This is a genomic window from Tenacibaculum sp. M1.3A (genome assembly GCF_057732375.1).
Genome location: NZ_JBYJEF010000003.1, coordinates 421,480 through 441,932, shown reverse-complemented (window position 1 = coordinate 441,932; position 20,453 = coordinate 421,480). Strand labels below are relative to the sequence as shown.

The 20,453-nt window shown below is 30.4% G+C and carries 15 protein-coding genes and 1 pseudogene; 5 read left to right on the top strand and 11 right to left on the bottom strand.

The features are described 5' to 3' along the window. Positions 1-496: 496 nt before the first annotated feature. A pseudogene (locus AC28QF_RS07450) lies at positions 497-1,197 on the bottom strand (Bax inhibitor-1/YccA family protein). A gap of 70 nt (positions 1,198-1,267) precedes the next feature. Between AC28QF_RS07450 and glpQ the strand changes: the two are divergent. After that, on the top strand, positions 1,268-2,269 hold the full coding sequence (glpQ, locus tag AC28QF_RS07445; RefSeq protein WP_488200915.1) for a glycerophosphodiester phosphodiesterase: 1,002 nt from the start codon (positions 1,268-1,270) through the stop codon (positions 2,267-2,269). Here the strand turns inward: glpQ and AC28QF_RS07440 are convergent. From AC28QF_RS07440 to aspS, 6 genes are all read right to left on the bottom strand, one after another. Beyond that, positions 2,259-4,034 (bottom strand): chloride channel protein, encoded by a 1,776-nt coding sequence (locus tag AC28QF_RS07440; protein WP_488200916.1) that lies wholly within the window; start codon positions 4,032-4,034, stop codon positions 2,259-2,261. The two genes, glpQ and AC28QF_RS07440, sit on opposite strands and share 11 nt — an antisense overlap. 34 nt (positions 4,035-4,068) lie before the next feature. Continuing rightward, positions 4,069-5,304: a hypothetical protein gene (locus AC28QF_RS07435; protein WP_488200917.1), complete on the bottom strand. Its 1,236-nt coding sequence runs from the start codon at positions 5,302-5,304 to the stop codon at positions 4,069-4,071. Next, entirely contained in the window at positions 5,291-7,771 is a 2,481-nt protein-coding gene (locus AC28QF_RS07430) for a DUF2339 domain-containing protein (RefSeq protein WP_488200918.1), read from the bottom strand. The genes AC28QF_RS07435 and AC28QF_RS07430 overlap by 14 nt, the downstream gene beginning before the upstream one ends. Positions 7,772-7,910: 139 nt before the next feature. Further along, complete coding sequence (locus tag AC28QF_RS07425; protein WP_488200919.1) at positions 7,911-8,732, bottom strand: tetratricopeptide repeat protein; 822 nt, start codon at positions 8,730-8,732, stop codon at positions 7,911-7,913. Next, on the bottom strand, positions 8,704-9,258 hold the full coding sequence (locus AC28QF_RS07420) for a hypothetical protein (RefSeq protein WP_488200920.1): 555 nt from the start codon (positions 9,256-9,258) through the stop codon (positions 8,704-8,706). The genes AC28QF_RS07425 and AC28QF_RS07420 overlap by 29 nt, the downstream gene beginning before the upstream one ends. A 135-nt stretch (positions 9,259-9,393) precedes the next feature. Further along, the gene (aspS, locus tag AC28QF_RS07415) at positions 9,394-11,148 is read right to left on the bottom strand and encodes an aspartate--tRNA ligase (protein WP_488200921.1); all 1,755 of its coding nucleotides are present in this window, start codon (positions 11,146-11,148) and stop codon (positions 9,394-9,396) included. Positions 11,149-11,304: 156 nt separating this feature from the next. On the opposite strand from aspS, the gene AC28QF_RS07410 reads away from it, so the two are divergent. Continuing rightward, positions 11,305-13,050 (top strand): M28 family peptidase, encoded by a 1,746-nt coding sequence (locus AC28QF_RS07410; RefSeq protein ID WP_488200922.1) that lies wholly within the window; start codon positions 11,305-11,307, stop codon positions 13,048-13,050. Positions 13,051-13,060: 10 nt separating this feature from the next. Then, the gene (locus tag AC28QF_RS07405) at positions 13,061-13,408 is read left to right on the top strand and encodes a HopJ type III effector protein (RefSeq protein WP_488200923.1); all 348 of its coding nucleotides are present in this window, start codon (positions 13,061-13,063) and stop codon (positions 13,406-13,408) included. 317 nt (positions 13,409-13,725) lie between these two features. On the opposite strand, the gene AC28QF_RS07400 is transcribed toward AC28QF_RS07405, so the two are convergent. The 4 genes from AC28QF_RS07400 to pheS form a co-directional block, all read right to left on the bottom strand. Continuing rightward, positions 13,726-15,093 carry an alanine/glycine:cation symporter family protein gene (locus tag AC28QF_RS07400; protein WP_488200924.1) on the bottom strand — a complete coding sequence of 456 codons (1,368 nt, stop codon included), beginning with the start codon at positions 15,091-15,093 and terminating at the stop codon, positions 13,726-13,728. A 98-nt stretch (positions 15,094-15,191) separates the two neighbouring features. Then, on the bottom strand, positions 15,192-16,310 hold the full coding sequence (locus tag AC28QF_RS07395; RefSeq protein WP_488200925.1) for an SDR family oxidoreductase: 1,119 nt from the start codon (positions 16,308-16,310) through the stop codon (positions 15,192-15,194). A 37-nt stretch (positions 16,311-16,347) separates the two neighbouring features. After that, complete coding sequence (locus AC28QF_RS07390; RefSeq protein WP_488200926.1) at positions 16,348-16,743, bottom strand: hypothetical protein; 396 nt, start codon at positions 16,741-16,743, stop codon at positions 16,348-16,350. Between the two features lie 83 nt (positions 16,744-16,826). Further along, the gene (gene pheS, locus AC28QF_RS07385) at positions 16,827-17,846 is read right to left on the bottom strand and encodes a phenylalanine--tRNA ligase subunit alpha (RefSeq protein ID WP_488200927.1); all 1,020 of its coding nucleotides are present in this window, start codon (positions 17,844-17,846) and stop codon (positions 16,827-16,829) included. A gap of 221 nt (positions 17,847-18,067) precedes the next feature. On the opposite strand from pheS, the gene gdhA reads away from it, so the two are divergent. Both gdhA and AC28QF_RS07375 read left to right on the top strand, forming a co-directional pair. Beyond that, on the top strand, positions 18,068-19,411 hold the full coding sequence (gdhA, locus tag AC28QF_RS07380; protein WP_488200928.1) for an NADP-specific glutamate dehydrogenase: 1,344 nt from the start codon (positions 18,068-18,070) through the stop codon (positions 19,409-19,411). An 80-nt stretch (positions 19,412-19,491) separates the two neighbouring features. Beyond that, complete coding sequence (locus tag AC28QF_RS07375; RefSeq protein WP_488200929.1) at positions 19,492-20,451, top strand: endonuclease/exonuclease/phosphatase family protein; 960 nt, start codon at positions 19,492-19,494, stop codon at positions 20,449-20,451. Positions 20,452-20,453: the final 2 nt, after the last annotated feature.

Sequence of the window (20,453 nt, the reverse complement as noted above, 5' to 3'; positions counted from 1 at the left end):
ATAGCAATTTCTAAATCACCACTCATTCCCATAGATGCGACTTTAAGTTTTTTACTTCGAAATTTTAAATTAGCCTTTAGTTAAATAATGTAATACATATTGATTATAATGTTGAGTTTAACAATATATCAGGACGGCACAGTTTTATGTATTAAAAAGATCTCATAGATTTTATGCTGTGAGGTCTTTTTAATTTAGAGCATGTTTCAATTTTATCTAAAAAAAGTATAAGAGAAAAAATAATAAATCAAACCTGTTAACCTTAATTAATTTTAGGCTCACATCCTGATTTGCCAGATTTCTATTTTTGATGCGATGGTGAACTAAACTCAACATGATGATAATTTAGTATTATCTACATATTAAATTGTTTAAAAATACCTAGCCCCGATTGAAGCATTTGTTTGAGCTCTTTTTTATTTTCTTAAAAAAAGCGAGTGCGGAAAGCGGGAAATAGCTTCAAATTAATTTTAGAGTGCTTTAAATTTACGATTTCTTAATCTCTCGACATAAAAATCTGTAAAACATACCAAAACAACAACATTAAAGAAGCAAATAAGCCTAATGCAGCCGGTATATAATCGTCGGTAGAAAATTTGTTAACCAAGTTAGAAGTTTGATATAAGATAGAACCTGCAGCTAAAACACACATTCCTACAGAAAACCATAAACCTAAGTTAAAACCAAATAAAGTACCCGCAATAATAAGTGCGATTGCAATAAAAAAACCAACACTTAAGCCTGCTTTTATAAAAGAGAAATCTTTTTTGGTGATAAATACAATTGATGATATTCCTACAAACAATCCTAAAGTTACGATTCCTGCTTGTTTAATAACTTCGAAATTATTAGTGTAAGAAATGGCCATGTAAATAAGCGGAATAAAAATAAATGCTTCTGCAAATACATAACCCGAGTATGCTAATATTGTAAGTTCTTATCTGATGTTTTTAAGGCCGTGCTCTCAGCATAATTGGTAATCAACATAAAACCACCTAGTAATAATAGCCATTTATAACCTTCTGTCATCGATAAAGCAAACTCAACTATTGTAGCGTTTTGTAATAGTAAATATTCAAATACGATAAATAAAAGTACGCCTAAACCAACATGCGCATAGGTTTTTTTGTAAAAAGCAACTCTATCTGTTTCTGACACTTGAGCTACAAGAACTTTATTGTTAAATGAGTTTTCCATAAATGTTTTTTTAGAGTATAAAGATAGTTTTTATTAAGAATTTTTAATCTACTTTTTTTATTTTTATAAAATGAACGAAGGTAAAATAATCGCTAAAAAAGTATTGTTTATGGCAATGTTATTTATAGTAACAAGCTGTATTAAAACCAATCAAAATAATAAGATGAATTCAAACAAAATAGTAATTGCACACCGTGGAGCATCTGCATATTTACCAGAACATACTATGGAAGCAAAAGCAATGGCCTATGCTATGAATCCTGATTATATTGAGCAAGATTTGGTGTTAAGTAAAGATAATGTGCCAATTGTTATTCATGATATTTATTTAGATGATGTTACCAATGTTGCTGTAGTTTTTCCTGATAAGAAAAGAGAAGACAATCGTTTTTATGTAATTGATTTTACATTTAAGGAGTTGCAGCAATTACAAGTAACCGAACGTTTTGACCCAAAAACAGGCGAACAGTTTTATCCGACTCGTTTTCCAAAAAATAAAGGGAATTTTAAATTACATTCTTTTGAACAAGAAATAGAATTGATTCAGGGATTAAATTATAGTACAGGGAAAAATATCGGGATTTATCCAGAGATTAAAAATCCTGAATTTCACCATGAAAACGGAAAAGACATTGCTAAAATTACCTTGGATATTTTGTTATATTATGGTTATAAAACAAAAAAAGACAACTGTATTTTTCAATGTTTTGATGTCAAAGAATTAGAAAGAGTTCGGGTAGAATTACAATCCGATTTATTTTTAGTACAATTAATTGAATCTACAGAAGAAACAAAAAAATTAAACCATTTTGCAACCTATGCAAACGGAATAGGACCTTGGTACAAGCAAATTATTGATAAAAAAGAAAACGGAAAATGGTTGTTTACTTCTTTAGTTACTGATGCTCATAAACTCGGATTAAAAGTGCATCCGTATACTTTTAGAGCCGATCAATTAGGTGAATTTTCTTCTTTTGATGAAATGCTACAAGTATTGTTTTTTCAAGCAAATATTGACGGTGGTTTTACCGACTTTCCTGATAAAATGGTGGAATTTTTAGCTAAGAAGTAACCTCAATTAGTTTTGATCGATAAGCGGATAGTAATTTCGATTTAGAGATAAAGCCAAGGTATTTTCCGTTTTTGACAACAGGTAAATTCCAAGCACCACTTTCTTTAAATTTTTCCATTACTTTTTCAACAGAATCCGTGTGCTGAATAATCGATGGCGCACTTCGCATAAAAGTTTCTACAGTAACTTTGTCATACATTTCTGTATCAAACATAATAGGCCTAATATCATCTAACAAAACAATTCCTAAAAACTGTTTGTCTTTTTCAATTACAGGAAAAATATTTCTGTTAGAATTAGAAACTGCCTTTTTAAGCATATTACCTAAAAGCATTTCTGGGTGAACAGCTTTAAAATTTGTTTCTATCAATTTGTTAATCTTCATCATCATTAACACATTTTTATCTTTGTTATGTGTAATGAGTTCGCCTCGTTCAGCTAATTCTACCGTGTAAATAGAGTTTGATATAAAGTATTTTGTAACCGCAAAAGAAATTGCGGCAACCAACATTAAAGGAACAAACAAATTATAACCGCCAGTAATTTCTGCAATTAAAAAAATAGCGGTTAAAGGAGCATGTAATACTCCGGCCATTAAACCAGTCATTCCTATTAAAGTAAAGTTAGATTCTGATACATTACCGCCTAATTGATTAATGATTTTTGCAGATACATTTCCTAAAGCACTTCCCATAACTAAGGTAGGAATAAAGATCCCTCCAACACCACCAGCAGCAAATGTGGTAGTCATAGCAATGGCTTTAAATAGTGTAATTAATAATAAGAAACCGATAACAATCCAAACATTTTCGAAATCTACATTATACGGAATATCTTTTAAGGCAGCCAAAGCATTTCCTTCTAGTAAATTATTAATTAATCCGTAACCTTCACCATATAAAGGCGGAATTAAATACAGCATTATTCCAATTGCAATTCCGCCAATAATAAATTTATGGATTGGTTTTTTAATTCGTTTAAAGAAATTGGTAATACTAAAATAAATTTTCGAAAAATATACAGAAGCTAATCCGGTAACAAAACCCAGCAATACATAATAAAAAATATCTTTTATTTTAAAAGCATCTATCAATTTGAAACCCAATAAAGCATCTTTTTCAAAAAAGAAATAAGAAGTTATAACAGCAGAAACTGACGCCAATAATAAAGGAACCAATGAAGCAAAAGCTAAATCTAAACTAAAAATTTCGATAGCAAATATTATCGCAGCAACAGGTGCTTTAAACATAGATGACATTGCACCTGCCGTTGCACAACCAATTAAAAGCATTCTTGTTTTTTGATTCATATGAAACAACTGAGAAACCGTTGATCCTAATGCGGCACCAGTACTTACAGCAGGACCTTGTAAACCAACAGAACCACCAAAACCAACAGTAATTGGTGCGGTAATTAAAGAGGCATAAATTTTATATTTCTCTATGATTCCGTTACGTTTAGAAATAGCATGAAGTGTTGTAGAAATACCATGACCAATCTCTTTTTTAATGAATCTTTTTTTAATGTAATACACTAAAGCGAGCCCTATAATTGGAAAAATAAAATAAAGAGAATGATGAATATCTTTAATAAACTTACCTTCTAAAATAGTTTGAAAAAAGGAAGTCATATTTTTTAGAATAAGCGTTCCTATTCCGGCTAAAAAACCCACAAAAACACTTAATACATATACAAATTGACGTTCAGAAATATTTTTATATCTCCAAATTAATATTTTTTTGAATATGTTTCTAGATTTTGGCATTCATCAATTATAATAAGAGCTTTGTATTAAATTACTATTTTTCTTGAGTGCTGATATCTTTTATCAAACCAAAGGCAAAATAAACAACTAAGAATCCACCAAAAACAATACAAAGCCACATAAAAATTTTAGTTTCCCAAAAAGGAGTGGTTTTTATTTTTATTGCTTCTTGTTTAACTTTCGAGAAGTTTAAAACGCTTGCTTCTTTTAAGGCAATTGTTTTGTTAGATATAAAATTACCTAGGTCGTACGAAGGTTTAATAAGTGTAGTATCAATTACTATGGTGTATTTTTCCTGTTGCTTTAAATTAGCGATTACGTATACTGGTTTTTGTAATAATTGTATGTTTTCTATCGCCAAAGGCGGATTGTCTTTGTTTTCGATTTCAATACTAAATTCTTTTTCATTTAAGTTGTTAAGAACAAACGTATTTTTGTTTTTAGAATTCAATTGAAATCTAGCAATTACTTGATCATAAGTTTCAATACGTTTTTTAATTTTACGAGTTCTCTTTACGATGACCTTTGTGTTACGTAGAAAAAAATCAGTAGTAATATTAAACGAAATAGTATTTATTTTATGAGCATTTTCGGCCGAAAATTTAAGTTGAGTTACCTTTTTATCTTTTAAAGTAACAGCTTTTTGTTTGTAATTAGAAACCTCTAAAGGTTCTTGTGTAAAAAACTTACTTTCATAAATTCCAGCTTCTAAAATATTGATAGGTAATGAGTTTTTATCGTTAAAGTTAATACGTAAAAAGGCATAGGTATTTAGCGGAAAATCAATCGTTTTTTCTAAAAACACTTTTCCTGATGCTGTTTTACTAGGAATATTTATATACGATAGTTTTTTGTCAGAAATTAAGCCAAACCAATCTTTTCCGTTATCACTGCCATACACATTATAGCTTTTTCTGATTTTAGTATTTGCTATTTTAAGTATAATATAATCTTGCTTTTTACCAGCTTCATTTTTTATAATGATAGAAGTAACAGAGTCTTTAATTACTTTTTTAGAAGCTATTTTAACTGTTTTAAAAGCAGAGAAATTCCTGTCGTTATTATAAATTAAAACATACGGAACTTCATTTTTTTGAGCATCTTTAATTCGTAGAATATTAAAATTATCATTACTTGAAGAACGTATCTTTTGAGATAGCATTATCTTATGTAAACCATCTTCTTTAATTGTATCTAAAGATCCTTTATAGCTTTGGCTAAAACAAGTAATAGCAATTAATAAGGCTGCTAATAAACTATACTTCTTCATTGTTGTCTTCTTTTTCTGAGGCTTCATCAACTACTAACTTTTTAATTTTTTGATACACAAAAGAAATCACTAATATTAAAATTCCTAATAAAATAAAAGCAATTATCTTTCCGGTTTCTGATACGTTTTTAATATCGTACATAAACAATTTAACAATCGTTAAACCCAACAACGAAAGTGCAATTACTCGCAATGTTTTCCATTGTCTTCGTATTCCTATAATCAAAAATATAAAAGAGAAAATACCCCAAAGTATCGGATATCCTATTTTTATAATTTGTGTTTTAGTTTCTTGTACTTGGGTGTTTACAAAATTGCTTTTTAAATATTGATTATCTTCAGCATTAGGAAATTTTTCGGCTAACTCAACGGTATCAACCGTATTAGAAATATACAAACCGTGGGTCATTATTTCATTACTTAGCACATAAACAATCGCAAAAGTAAATAACCATGGTAACCACTTGCTTTTCGTTGCATTAATATTAAAAAGAGATGGTATTTTTTTAAATAATTGATATCCGAAATAAACCAAACACGCTAAAACAATATAATGAAAGTAAAAAGCATATGTAGTATTGGTGTTACCAATAAAATTTTGAGCCATTTCGTTTGCCGGAAACTTATAAAAAGAAAGAATATAAAATAATATAGAAAAACTACTTATTAATAATACGAACTTCGAAAATGCTTTGTTGCTGAATATTGCCGTTAAGTATAATAAAACAGCCACAAAAACAAAATGATAAACTAGAGGGAATGATAACACTGAAAAAGTGTTTTCTAAGAATTGATCTGCTTGATAACTAATTTCTAAAATCCCCGTGAAATAACTTACAAGAATCGCAAGTATTAAAACCAATTTTTTGTAAAAATTAATATTTAGCACAAAAACTTTAGCAACAATCTCCTTCTCTTTTTGTAATAACCAATACGTTAAAAACAACGAAAAACTTACCGTAAAACCAGCAATAAATAACGGATTAAAAATTACTGATAATTCTTCGGATGAACCATAACGATCCCAATCTATTAATAAGCTAAAAAGCGTTAGAGTTTGTACAATTACGGCGCCTATTTTAAAAGAATTAATTTTCGATTTTTGAGACAACCAAAATAATAACACCGCTTCTGCAGCCCAAAATAAGGTAATATGATTTCCTTCAAATTGAATTGGTATTGTAAGTGTAACAAAGGTGAGCGCTAAGCCAATTAAGAGATATATTGCGTTTTTATCTAATCCGAATTTTTTATATAAAACAGTGGCGTAACCTAAATTATAAACTGCTAATAACAATGTAAATAATCCAGTAAGGTTAGAGTCTAAATCATTTAGTATTAACATTCCTGTTCCGAAAAACACAAACGTATTCGCAACCAAAATAAGATATTCTATTGCAGAGAAAACGCCTTTATTTTTTAGATTATTTAAAACAATGGTAATACTAAATATAAAATAAAAGATAGTTGCAAAAGTTAAAGCACCTGTATGTGAAAATGATGGTTCTCCTATTTTTAAGGCGCACCAGCTAGTAAATAATAGGGTAGTAAAAATGTAGGCTAAAATGGTAGAAACCTTCCATTTTTTAAAATAAGAAATCCCTAATATTCCAATGTTTAAAATGGCAATATAAGTGAACAATATAATGTAATTACCTTCACCAGTACTTACCATAAAAGGTGCGGCAAATCCACCAATTAATGATAAAACTGCTAATTCTTGACGGTTGTAAGAAACAGAAACTAAACTACTAAAGGCAGTAATCACTGCCATTATACTAAAAGCAACGGTTTGACTAAATAGTTGGTATTCGTTAAACGCAATATAAATAGTAAAATAAAAGATACTAATTGCTCCGGCTACTAAAACCGAGCTAAAAGAAGCATAGTTTTTCTTTAGTTTATGAGCAATAGCCATAACAAGCGAACCACATAAAATACCAATACCAACTCTTGCAGGTTCGTTTATCCAATCTTTATCAATTGCATATTTAACAAAAAAACTAATTCCTAATACTAAAATTAAAATTCCGAGTTTATTAATTAAGTTTTCACCTATAAACTTTTCTAAATCAGGATTTTTCTCCTTAAATGATTTTATCCAAGACTTTTTTGGAGCTGTTTTAATTTTCTGTTTTACAACTTGTTTTTGAGTTATGGTTGAAGTAGGTTTTTGTGGAGTATCAACAACAGGAACTGGTTGTATTATTTTTTCGACGCTTTTTTCGGGAACAATAGTAGTAGGTTTTGCTACTTTAATCGGTTCATTCTTTATAGGATTTTTGATAGCAACAGCTGTTTCTTTTGTTTCGGAAGCTGTTCTTTTTGAAAGAATTTCATTTTGAAGAAAACGAAGTCTGTTTTTTAAATCTTCAATAGTTAGGTTTTGTTCTTTAAACTTGTTGTTTATATTTCTGTTAAGAAAATAGAAACATAAAATGAGTGTTATAAATAAAAAACCTTCCATAGAATCTTTTTTTGAATTTTAATATCAAATGTAAACTTTTAAAATGATAACGATTGTTGTAATAATTAAAATGAAAAAGTAACTTTAATAGATAGAGCATCTATTGGAAATCAATAACTAAAAATAGTCGCTCGATAGTTTATTTGTTAGATAGTGATTTTTGTAATTCTTGATAATCGCCTAAATATAATTGACGTAATGTTTCTACGTAGGGTCTTTGATTATAATAACCGTCATTAAAATCTTTTATAGCAGCATTTAACAGTTTAGTTGCTTTTTCAATTTCACCTTGTTTTTTACATATAAAGGCTTTGTAGTATTTTGCATCAGCGCTAAAACCGTACGAATTTTTAATAACGCGATCAAAGCAAAGTTGTGCTTCTGCATAGTTTTCTAACTCGAGATACGCGATACCTTTGTATAAAAAGGCAGTAACATCTACAGAGCTTTCACTAAAATCAACAATTTCTTTATCGATATATTTATCAAAATAAAAAATAGCTTTTTTATAATCGTTTAGACCTAAGTAAGCAATTCCTCGCCAACAATCTACACTTAAACCTTGCGGAGCATCAATAAAATTAGGTGTTAAAATATCGCTCTTATCAAAATCGGCAATTGCTTTTTTGTAATCTCTATAGAACCAAAGATATAAGTATCCACGCCAAGGAATTCGGCTTACAGAATCTAGTTTTAAAGCTTTATCATATTGCGGTTTCCATTTATTTGGCATTCCTCTTTTTAAATACGCCACAGATAATTCATAAACAGCTTGTTCGTATGTAGGATCTATTTTTAAAGCTTCTACAATTCCGTTTTGAAAAGGTGTTGAACCTTGTGTAAAAAATACTGCTTTTTTATATCTTTTTTCGGCTAAAGTTCTTTTGTTTTCTTCATTTTTACAAGACAGAAAACTAATAATAAGTATAAGGCTAAGGGATAATTTGAGTAACTTTTCCATTTTCTATTCTATAAGATATGTACATGTAATAATTTTGCGGTTTGTTATCATAAGAAATAACATTCCAATTTGCTGGTCTTGAGGTAAAGGTTAATAACTCATCTACCATTTTAGGATTTAAAGATTTTTCTTTTAAATCTAAATCCATTTCAATAACTTCAAACCAACCAGCATTTCCTTCACAGTTTACTAAAAACCGATAATTTAAATAACCAGATTCTGTATAGTTATTTGTGTTAAACTGCGTGTTTACTGCATCTCTAAATTGCTTTTTAGAGCCTTTGTAAGCTTTTAAACTTGCACTACTATAGGTATGATAAATACCACCGTCATTACATAGTTGGTGTTTATCGTTTAAAAGTGCTTTACTTTGATCAATATAGCCAACATAATGTTTAAAAGGTTTGTTTTCGGTATCATATGCTTGGTTAATATAAAAATAGCCGAAGAGAAGTAGCGAACCAATAAGAACTAAAATAGTAGTAAAAACTATTAAAACAATTTTTAGAATTTTCTTTTTTTTCATGATTTAAAAGTAATAAAAAAATCCCGTTCTAAATTTAGAAAGGGATTTTATATGTTTCTGTCATTGCGAATGATAATGAAGCAATCTCTTAATTTATAAACAGATTACTTCGTCAATTTTCCTCGTAATGACGTTTTATTCTTTTAAATCTAATTTTATACTTAATTCTGATAATTGCGCGTCGTTTAAAGCAGCCGGAGCATCAATCATTACATCACGACCAGAGTTATTTTTAGGGAATGCAATAAAATCACGAATTGTTTCTTGTCCGCCTAAAATAGCAACCAATCTATCTAATCCGAAAGCTAAACCTCCATGTGGTGGCGCACCATATTCAAAAGCATCCATTAAGAAACCAAATTGTTCTTTAGCTTCAGCTTCTGTAAAGCCTAAATGCTTAAACATAATAGCTTGTGTTTCCTTATCGTGAATTCTGATAGAACCTCCACCGATTTCATTTCCGTTTAACACTAAATCGTATGCGTTTGCTTTTACATCGCCAGGATTGGTATCTAATAATTCTAACTGACCAGGTTTTGGTGACGTAAACGGGTGGTGCATTGCGTGGTAATGACCAGTTTCTTCGTCTAATTCTAATAAAGGGAAATCGATTACCCATAAAGGAGCAAATACCTTCGGATCTCTTAAACCTAAACGTTCTGCCATTTCCATACGTAACGCAGATAATTGTGGACGTACTTTAGTAATGTTTCCTGATAAAATACAGATTAAGTCACCAGCTTTTGCGCCAGTTTTTTCTGCCCATTTTGCTAAATCTTCTTGATCGTAAAATTTATCTACAGATGATTTAAAAGTACCATCTTCGTTACATTTTACATACACCATTCCTAAAGCACCAACTTGCGGACGACGTACCCAATCTATTAATTTATCTATTTCTTTTCTTGTATAAGAAGCTCCTCCAGGAACTGCGATACCAACAACTAATTCAGCATCGTTAAATACTTTAAATTCTTTTTGCTGTGCAACGTCATTTAATTCACCAAACTCCATTCCGAAACGGATATCTGGTTTGTCATTTCCGTACAAACGCATTGCGTCATCAAATAACATTCTTGGAAATTTATCAACCTCAACGTTGTTAATTTCTTTTAATAAATGACGTGTTAATCCTTCAAAAATATTTAAAATATCTTCTTGATTAACAAAAGCCATTTCACAGTCAATTTGTGTAAATTCCGGCTGACGATCGGCACGTAAATCTTCATCTCTAAAACACTTTACAATCTGAAAGTATTTATCCATTCCACCAACCATTAATAGTTGTTTGAAGGTTTGAGGCGATTGTGGTAATGCGTAAAACTGCCCAGCATTCATTCTTGAAGGTACTAAGAAATCACGTGCTCCTTCTGGAGTTGACTTGATTAAATAAGGTGTTTCTACTTCTATAAATTCTTGATCAGATAAATACTTACGTACTTCCATAGATACTTTCGATCTAAAGATCAAACTATCTTTTACAGGATTACGACGAATATCTAAATAACGATATTTCATTCTGATGTCTTCACCACCATCCGTTTTATCTTCAATAGTAAAAGGCGGAGTTTTAGCTTCGTTTAATATTTCTAAACTAGTTACTAGTAATTCAACCTCACCAGTAGGAATATTTTTGTTTTTAGATTCTCGTTCGATAACAGTACCGGTAACTTGAACAACAAATTCACGTCCTAAAGTTTTGGCTTTTTCCATTAAATCTTTAGAAGTACGCCCTTCGTCAAAAATTAACTGTGTAATTCCGTAACGATCACGTAAATCCACCCAAATCATAAAACCTTTATCACGAGATTTTTGTACCCAACCAGATAAGGTAACTTCAGTATTTATGTGTGAGGCTCTTAATTCGCCACAAGTTTGCGTTCTGTACATTTCTTGAATTTTAAAAGTGCAAAATTACGTAAATAAAAAGGAGGATTAAAAGTAGTTAGAATAAAAATGAACACTAAATGACTAGCTTTATAACTTTATAGTTAAATATGTTTCTCAATATAAAAAAATAGTACTTTTAAACTTCAAAAAAATATCATGTTTAAAAATATACTTTTAGTAGTAGTACTTGTTGTAACTTTTGTTAGTTGTAAGAAGGAAAAAGAGATTCAAATTTTAAATTCTTCAAATTATTTTGATGTTCTTAATAAAGAATTTACAGGCGATTTAGCTTTCGAAACAACTTCGTTTGTTGAAAAATATTGGAGAGTTGTGGGTAATACAGGTTTTAATAAAAGTGTGTACAGAATTGCAGATGAGCTTGAAAAATCAGGATTCGTAAAAGAAAATGTTGCTACGAGTACTGACTTTTTAACTTACAGAATTGAAAAAAGACCGCTTGAAAAACCAACTTGGGAATCTGTTAATGCTGAGGTGAAAATAGTTGGTGAAGAAATTCCTTTGTTACAACATGCTACGAATAGAAACATGATTGCTTTAAATTCGTACAGTACGCCCAAGGAAGGTGTTACTACCGAAGTAGTTTATGTGAAAGATATAAAGAAACTGAAAACTTTAAATATTAAAGGTAAAATTGTTTTTGCAGAAACAAGCCCTAGTAGAATATTTAAGCAAGCTATTGTAGAAGGCGGAGCGGCAGGGTTGATTACTTATAGCAATCCGAAATATTTGCAACCAGAGAAAAACAAAACTTCTATTCAGTTTAGATCTATTCCTTTAAATGAAGAGGTAGAAGCATGGGCAATTGCCATGTCTTATGAGGCTAAAGAAAAATTGAAAGCTAAGTTATTAAAAGATAAGGTTGTTTTAAACGTAAATATCGAAACGAACATTTATCCGTCAGAAGAATTAACAATTATTGCGGATGTAAAAGGGACAAAATCCCCTAAAGAGCGATTAGTTTTTAGTGCGCATATACAAGAACCTGGTGCAAATGATAATGCAACAGGAGTAGGAGTGGCTTTAGAAATGGCAACTCTTACAGCAAAATTTATAAAAGAGAAGCGATTTACACCAAACAGAACATTAACTTTTTTATGGGGAGATGAAATTATTTCTACAAACCGATATGTTAAAGAAGATAGTATTAGAGCTAAAGATATAAAGTGGGGAATTTCACTTGATATGGTTGGAGAAGACACCGAAAAAACGGGAGGTACTTTTTTAATAGAAAAAATGCCAGACCCAAGTGCTATTTGGATACGCGGAAAAGACAAACATACAGAATGGGGAGGTAGAAAAATGAAATTAAGCGAAATGAAACCTCATTATTTAAATGATTTTTTAATTGATAAGTTTAAAGAGCAAGGTAAACGCGCAAATTGGGTAGTTAGTACAAATCCTTTTGAAGGAGGAAGTGATCATGTTCCGTTTTTAAAGGCTGATATTCCGAGTGTTTTATTTTGGCATTTTACAGATCAGTTTTACCATACTGATAATGATAGAATAGATAAAGTATCTAAAACTACTTTAAAAAATGTAGGTGTTACTTCGTTAACATCCGCTTTTACATTATTAAATGCTGATAAAAAAACCGCTAAATCAATTTTAATGAATATAGAAAAAGTGGCACTTTCTAGACTTAAAGAAGAACAACATCAAGGTGAAATATCTTTATTAAAAGGAGATTCTTTAAAAACTCAAATAGCAATAATTTCTGCATGGAATAATTGGTATGCTAAAACAGCAACAACTACAATAGATATTGTAAAAGGTAGCACAGCATTTAAAAAGGAGATTAAAAAATCTCAAAAATTAATTGACTCAGTGTCTTTAAAAATTATGAGCGAGCTTGTTAAAAAGGATTCACTTAATACTTTATAAAACTAGAACAATGACTATAGATAATTTTAAAAATAAGTTAAGAAACACTCCAAAAGATATTGGTTTTTCTGAAACGATTAGCATTATTGAAGCACACTATATTTTTACAGCAGCGGCTTTTAAAAACGGAAATCTAGAAAATAGTAGTACTCAAAATTTAGGTTCGTGTAAAGTATTTTCTTTTGCTTTAAAAGAACAATTAACCAAAGAAGAAACTTTGGCTTGTTTTGGACAATATTATTTTATTGATGTTTTAGAGAATCCGAATGGGACCGATCATCAGAATATTAGAAACTTTATGAATACGGGTTTTAAAGGATTGGTTTTTGAGAAGGAAACCTTAATAGAAAAAGTGTAGTTTTATAATGTAATTTTATAAATTTCATATTCTAAATAATGTCGAATCCGTCAACCTGAATTTATTTCAGGTTCTCACCCTGATTTCTAAAAGTAATGCGATGCTGAAATAAATTCAGCATGACGATTCTTGTCTTTTACCTTGTTCTTTGTACTTTTTCTCAGATTGGTTGACTAAATATTAAATACTTAATTATAGTCACTTATGAAAACACAAAAACAGCGAGTGCGAAAAGCGGGATATAGCTTCAAAATAAAAACACCTATGGTAACTATAAATTACAATAGGTGTTTTGTTTTATGTTGATAAAATAATACTTAGTTAAAAGCACCTGATTTTAATTTTTGAAAATAAACGGTAGCCGCTTTTTTAACTTTCGGTGCTAGAATAAGCGTAGAAAGTACAGTTGGAATTGCCATTAAAGCATAGGCACTATCCATTAGATTAATTACAAAATCTAACTTAATAATAGAAGCAACTATAATTACTAAAACGTAAAAATGATTGTAATATTTACCAGTTTTAGTACTTGTTAAATAACTTAAACAACTAAATCCATAAAATGAATAGGTGAATAGGGTAGAGAAGGCGAAAATTAACACACAGATGGTTAAAATAATACTACCTGAGTGAAAAGGTAATACCGAATCGAAGGCAGCTAAAGTCATAGATATACCGTTACCATCGAAACCTTGCCAAACACCTGATGATAAAATTGCCAATGCAGTTAATGTACACACTAACAAAGTATCTATTGCTGGGCCTAACATGGCAACTAAACCTTCTCTAATTGGTTCGTCTGTCTTTGCGGTTCCGTGCATCATTGGTGCGGTTCCTAAACCTGCTTCGTTAGAAAAAGCAGCACGTTTTACACCTGTAATTATTAAAGCACCTAAGGCACCACCTAAAACAGCATTACCAGAAAAGGCGTCAGTAAATATTAACGAAATTATTGAAGGAACTACATCTATTTTTATAAACAGAATCGTTAAAACGGTTAGTAAATAAATAACTACCATTAAAGGAACTAATTTACCTGCAACTTTTCCTATTCGTTGAATTCCGCCAAAAATTACAGTAGAAACGATGGCAGCAATGGTTATTCCTATTAACAGTTTTGCAGAAAACTCATTTGCTTCGTTCACATTAAAAACATCAATCATTGTTTGTGTTAATTGATTTGCTTGAAAAGCAGGTAAAGTTCCTACTAAACCAGCAGTAGCGAAAAACATGGCTAAAGGTTTCCATTTTTTACCTAAACCTTCTGTAATTACATACATTGGGCCTCCTTTTGCGTTTCCTTCTTCATCTTCTCCTCTATACATAATAGCTAAAGTACAGGTAAAAAACTTAGTAGCCATACCGACAAAAGCACTTACCCACATCCAAAAAATTGCCCCAGGGCCACCCATGGCAATAGCAATTGCAACACCACTGATGTTTCCCATTCCTACGGTTGCAGCAATTGCAGATGATAGTGCTTCGTAGTGAGATAAATCTCCAGGAGAATCTTTTTTATCATATTTACCTCTTAAAATCGCAATAGCATGCGCCATGTATTTAAAAGGAACTAGGCCAGAGTATACAAACAAGTACAGTCCGCCACCTATTAATAATATTAATAATGGCATTCCCCAAATCCATGATGAAAAATCGGCGACTAAATCTTGAATATCTGTAAACATATGAGTTTTTTTAAGTGAACTTAATATTGTTAATTTAATATATATTCAGTTTGTTATGTGTAATTTGTTGATTGTATTATTGGTTTGTGAAATAATGATTACCAATCTTCTCCTTTAAAATTTTTTGATTTTGCGTAGTTAATGGTATTCTCTAAATAATCTTCGGTATTATATATAGGTATTGGAAGTATTGATTCTAATAAATCGGTGCTGTATTCGTATGGTTTAGAGGTTAGGTATTCATTTAAATGTAAACCAATAGTTTTATAATAGATGTTTTCTAATCTGTTTTTATCTTTTAATAATACATTTTCTGTAGAAGCATTTAAAATGGTAAAATTATTAAAATCTACTGTTTTTAAAATCCTTTCCATGCCTTTCAGAACACTTGTGCTCTTAGAGTGTACAATATTAAGTTGGTCTATTTGTTTCTGGTATACATTGGCTATTACTTTGGCAACATAATCTACAGGAATGATATTTAGCCCTGTTTTAAAATTTACAGCAAGTCTGATAGAATTATTTGCTAATGGGTTTTTATAAAAAAACTTACCTAAAAGATAATAAACCATGTAATTTGAAATAAAATAAGGAGCATTGTTAAATACATTACCGCCTAAAACACTGGGTCTTAATATTTGGATAGCAACGTTGTTTTCTTTTCCTTTTTTTAATAAATACTTTTCGGTAGTGTGTTTTGCTTCTTCGTAGAAGTTACGATATTTTGGTTTTTTTGTAGTGTGGTAATCATTATCAATTAAGCCCCCAATATTACCAATACTAAAGGCAGTACTTATATAAGTGAATTTTGTAATATATGAGGAATAGGTGTTAAAAACATCTTTTGTAAATTTATAAACACCCGTAAAGATCGTATCTCGTTGCGATTCATCTGTAGATAAATTTACACTTCCTGCAGAATGAATAAAAAAATTGGTTTTTTCCTTTGATAAAAATGTTGATGGTTTAAGAAAAGTAACCATCTCTAAAACTTTTATTTTTTTAGAAATAAAACTTTTATTTTCAGATATAAATGCTGGAGCAGCATCATTATTTAATATTTTTTGAATCCTTTGCAATGCAGACTTTCCGTTTTTTTCTCTTATAGGAAGAAATATATGTTTAATATTATCCTGTTGCAATAATTCATAAAAAACCTGAGAGCCTAACGTTCCAGTAATACCAGTAAGAATAACATTTATTTGATTCTGTTCCATTTCAATGTATAATTAATCTTTTAATTGGCGATAATAATTATTTAATACTTACTCCTTTTTTATTTAAGAGATCAATATCTCTAAAAAAGCCTTCTTGAATAGTACCTTCTTGAAAAATAAATGTTTTATCGTGTAGTACATTGTTTTCAAAAAAAGTAACTTGAAATTGATTGTCTAATGCAAATAATTCTGGTTGCATTATTTCGAATTTAGAAAATGAATTAGCAGGCAATAGATCTATTTTTCTACGGAACAATGATGTTTTTTTTGTTTCAGAAAATCCTTGAGAAACAATTACAACCATCTCTAAAGCAACTTCTTTTTTATTGATGATATATACGCACCATTCATTAGCGCCGTCTTGCTCATTTTTTTCTAAAGTAATGGCTATTTCAATATTTTCTACTTTAGGGATTTTAATGTCTTTCTTCATTTTATATAGGTGTTAAATGCAAAAAGTTGAAAAGTAGAACTGAATCTATGCTTTTCAACTTTTGCTTTTATTTTTTTTAGTAATTAAATCACTGATTTAAATTGCTCTAAGAAACGTTTATCATTTTCATAAAACATACGAATATCTGGTATTTGATATAATAGCATTGCTATACGTTCAATTCCCATTCCGAATGCATATCCAGAATATATGGTAGGATCGATATTTGCGTTTTTTAATACGTTAGGATCTACCATTCCGCATCCCATAATTTCTAACCAACCCGTTCCTTTTGTAATTCTGTAATCGGTTTCAGTCTCTAATCCCCAATAAATATCTACTTCTGCACTTGGCTCCGTAAATGGAAAGTAAGAAGGTCTTAAACGAATTTTAGATTTACCGAACATCTCTTTGGTAAAGTATAATAAGGTTTGCTTTAAATCGGCAAACGAAACATCAGTATCAATATATAAACCTTCTACTTGATGAAAAATACAGTGCGATCTTGATGAAATATCTTCATTACGAAAAACACGACCCGGAGAAATTGTTCTAATAGGCGGCGTATTGTTTTCCATATAACGAACTTGTACCGATGAGGTATGTGTTCTTAATAAAGTATCCGGATTTTTATCAATAAAAAAGGTATCCTGCATATCACGTGCTGGGTGATATTCTGGTAAATTTAATGCAGTAAAATTATGCCAATCATCTTCAATCTCAGGACCTTCAGAAACTGTAAATCCAATTCGGTTAAAAACTTCTATGATTTTGTTTTTAACTAAAGATATTGGGTGTCGAGAACCTAAGTTTATTGCTTCAGACGGACGCGTTAAATCGCCATAAACACCATTTTCTTCAATAGTACCTTCTAAAGTGTCGTTTAATTCGGTTACTTTTTCTTCAGCAGATTTCTTTAAATTGTTTAAAGCCTGACCAAAGTCTTTACGCATTGCAGCATCTACATTTTTGAATTCAGCAAATAAATCTTTTAACAATCCTTTGCTACCCAAATATTTTATTCTGAAAGCTTCAACTTCATCTTTAGAAGTTGCTTGAAAAGCCTTTACATCACCAATCAATTCTTTTACCTTGTCTAACATCTTATTTTTCGGAATATTTAGGTTGCAAATTTATGCTTTTTAAATGAAAAAATGTGTTGGTTTTTAGAAGAGTTCTCGACTATTGAACTCTAAAGAACAAAAATTATTGATATTTTTAAAAAAATAGGTAAATAATTGATTTTTTTAAATTTAACAAATTGTAAATTAATTATATTTGCCTAACAAAATTGTTTAAATCATAATACAACATAATTAAAATTATGGAATCTAAAATAAATGCATTTATAGAATACGTTAAAGAACGTAATTCTAATGAGCCAGAATTTTTACAAGCTGTACATGAAGTTGCAGAAACTGTAATTCCATTTATAGAAAACAACCCTAAGTATCAGGACAAGAAGTTGTTAGAGAGAATGGTTGAGCCAGAGAGAACTTTATTGTTTAGAGTTGCTTGGGTTGATGATAAAGGAGAAACACAAGTAAATAGAGGTTATAGAGTTGAGTTTAACTCGGCAATTGGACCTTATAAAGGAGGTTTACGTTTTCATCCATCTGTAAATTTATCAATTTTAAAATTCTTAGGATTCGAGCAAGTATTCAAAAACTCATTAACTACTTTGCCAATGGGTGGAGGAAAAGGAGGTTCTGACTTTAATCCAAAAGGAAAATCTGATCGTGAAGTAATGGCATTTTGTCAAGCTTTTATGTCTGAGTTATTCCGTCATATTGGAGCTAATACTGATGTTCCTGCAGGAGATATTGGAGTTGGAGGTAGAGAAATCGGATTTATGTTCGGTCAATATAAAAAATTACGTAACGAATTCGTTGGTGTTTTAACAGGTAAAGGCCGTTCTTGGGGTGGATCTTTAATAAGACCAGAAGCTACAGGTTATGGTGATGTGTATTTTGCACAAAACATGTTAAAAACCAAAAACGATTCTTTTAACGGTAAAACGGTTGTTGTTTCAGGATCTGGAAACGTTGCTCAATATGCAACTGAAAAGGCTACTGAATTAGGAGCTAAAGTGGTTACTATGTCAGATTCTTCAGGTTATATTTATGATGCTGATGGAATAGATGCTGATAAATTAGCTTTTGTAATGGAAATTAAAAATGTTCGCAGAGGTAGAATTAGCGAATATGTTGATAAATATCCAAATGCTAAATTCTTTGAGGGTGAGAGACCTTGGGGAATTAAATGTGATGTAGCTTTACCATGTGCAACTCAAAATGAGTTAAACGGTGAGGAAGCTAAAACATTATTAGCAAACGGATGTATTTGTGTTGCAGAAGGAGCAAACATGCCTTCTACACCAGAAGCTGTTGAAGCATTTCAAGAAGCAAAAATTTTATTTGCTCCAGGAAAAGCATCAAATGCTGGTGGTGTTGCAACTTCTGGTTTAGAAATGAGTCAAAACTCATTACGTTATAACTGGACGAGAGAAGAAGTTGACGCTAAATTAAACCAAATTATGAACGATATTCACGCTTCTTGTGTTGAGTATGGTACAGATGAAAATGGTTTCGTAGATTACGTAAAAGGAGCAAATATTGCAGGTTTTGTAAAAGTTGCAGACGCAATGTTAGATCAAGGAGTAGTATAATTATTCCTTTTTATTATATTTTAGAAGCACGCTATTTATAGCGTGCTTTTTTATTTAGTACTTTCGATAAAAAATTTATAATGAGTAGATCTAAAAGAAAAAATACATTTACAGTAGCTTTTTATAATGTAGAAAATTTATTTGATACCGTTAATAATCCTTTAACAGCAGATGATGATTTTACGGCTAACGGTAAACGAAATTGGAATCATCAAAAGTATCTTCATAAAATTAAAAAACTAAGCTCAGTTATAAGTCAAATAGGTAATAATCAATCGGCTTTCCCGCCGGCTATTGTCGGGTTAGCAGAAGTTGAAAATGCCAAGGTCGTCAAGGATTTAATTCGACATAAAAATTTATCAAAATATAATTATAGTTATGTCCATTACGATTCACCAGATGAAAGAGGTATTGATGTAGCTTTTATCTATAATAAAGATTTTTTTGAAGTTATTTCGACAGATACACACTCTCTTTATTTAAAAGATTCGGAAGGAGAGATTGATTATACACGAGATTTATTAGTTGTAAAAGGAAAGTTACATGGTGAATTAGTACATGTTTTGGTGAATCATTGGCCATCGAGAAGAGATGGAGATGAGGAAACAAGTTTAAAACGTATTAAAGCAGCTAAACAAGCTCAAGAAGTAATAAAGGATATAAAATTAGAAGAAAAAAATGCGAAGTTTATTATTATGGGCGACTTTAATGATGATCCTTTAAGTGAGAGTGTTAACAATGTTTTAGTTACAGATGATTTATACAACCCGATGAAACCTCTATTTAAAAAAGGTAAAGGAAGTTCTACTTTTTATAAAGAATGGCATTTGTTCGATCAAATTATATTTTCAAGAGATTTTTTTGATTCGAGTAAAAGCAGATTTACTTTTGTGAAAGCACATATTTTAAATAAAGAATGGTTGCGATTTTATAAAGGGAAGTTTAAAGATAGTCCGTTTAGAACATATATTGGGCCATGGTATCAAGGAGGTTATTCAGATCATTTCCCTGTGTATCTTACATTTGAAAAAGAAGCATAAAA

Bases quoted from the DNA above. Each gene is read 5' to 3' on its own strand.
- glpQ (WP_488200915.1), top strand. From the start codon at position 1,268: ATGAACGAAGGTAAAATAATCGCTAAAAAAGTATTGTTTATGGCAATG.
- AC28QF_RS07440 (WP_488200916.1), bottom strand. From the start codon at position 4,034: ATGCCAAAATCTAGAAACATATTCAAAAAAATATTAATTTGGAGATAT.
- AC28QF_RS07435 (WP_488200917.1), bottom strand. From the start codon at position 5,304: ATGAAGAAGTATAGTTTATTAGCAGCCTTATTAATTGCTATTACTTGT.
- AC28QF_RS07430 (WP_488200918.1), bottom strand. From the start codon at position 7,771: ATGGAAGGTTTTTTATTTATAACACTCATTTTATGTTTCTATTTTCTT.
- AC28QF_RS07425 (WP_488200919.1), bottom strand. From the start codon at position 8,732: ATGGAAAAGTTACTCAAATTATCCCTTAGCCTTATACTTATTATTAGT.
- AC28QF_RS07420 (WP_488200920.1), bottom strand. From the start codon at position 9,258: ATGAAAAAAAAGAAAATTCTAAAAATTGTTTTAATAGTTTTTACTACT.
- aspS (WP_488200921.1), bottom strand. From the start codon at position 11,148: ATGTACAGAACGCAAACTTGTGGCGAATTAAGAGCCTCACACATAAAT.
- AC28QF_RS07410 (WP_488200922.1), top strand. From the start codon at position 11,305: ATGTTTAAAAATATACTTTTAGTAGTAGTACTTGTTGTAACTTTTGTT.
- AC28QF_RS07405 (WP_488200923.1), top strand. From the start codon at position 13,061: ATGACTATAGATAATTTTAAAAATAAGTTAAGAAACACTCCAAAAGAT.
- AC28QF_RS07400 (WP_488200924.1), bottom strand. From the start codon at position 15,093: ATGTTTACAGATATTCAAGATTTAGTCGCCGATTTTTCATCATGGATT.
- AC28QF_RS07395 (WP_488200925.1), bottom strand. From the start codon at position 16,310: ATGGAACAGAATCAAATAAATGTTATTCTTACTGGTATTACTGGAACG.
- AC28QF_RS07390 (WP_488200926.1), bottom strand. From the start codon at position 16,743: ATGAAGAAAGACATTAAAATCCCTAAAGTAGAAAATATTGAAATAGCC.
- pheS (WP_488200927.1), bottom strand. From the start codon at position 17,846: ATGTTAGACAAGGTAAAAGAATTGATTGGTGATGTAAAGGCTTTTCAA.
- gdhA (WP_488200928.1), top strand. From the start codon at position 18,068: ATGGAATCTAAAATAAATGCATTTATAGAATACGTTAAAGAACGTAAT.
- AC28QF_RS07375 (WP_488200929.1), top strand. From the start codon at position 19,492: ATGAGTAGATCTAAAAGAAAAAATACATTTACAGTAGCTTTTTATAAT.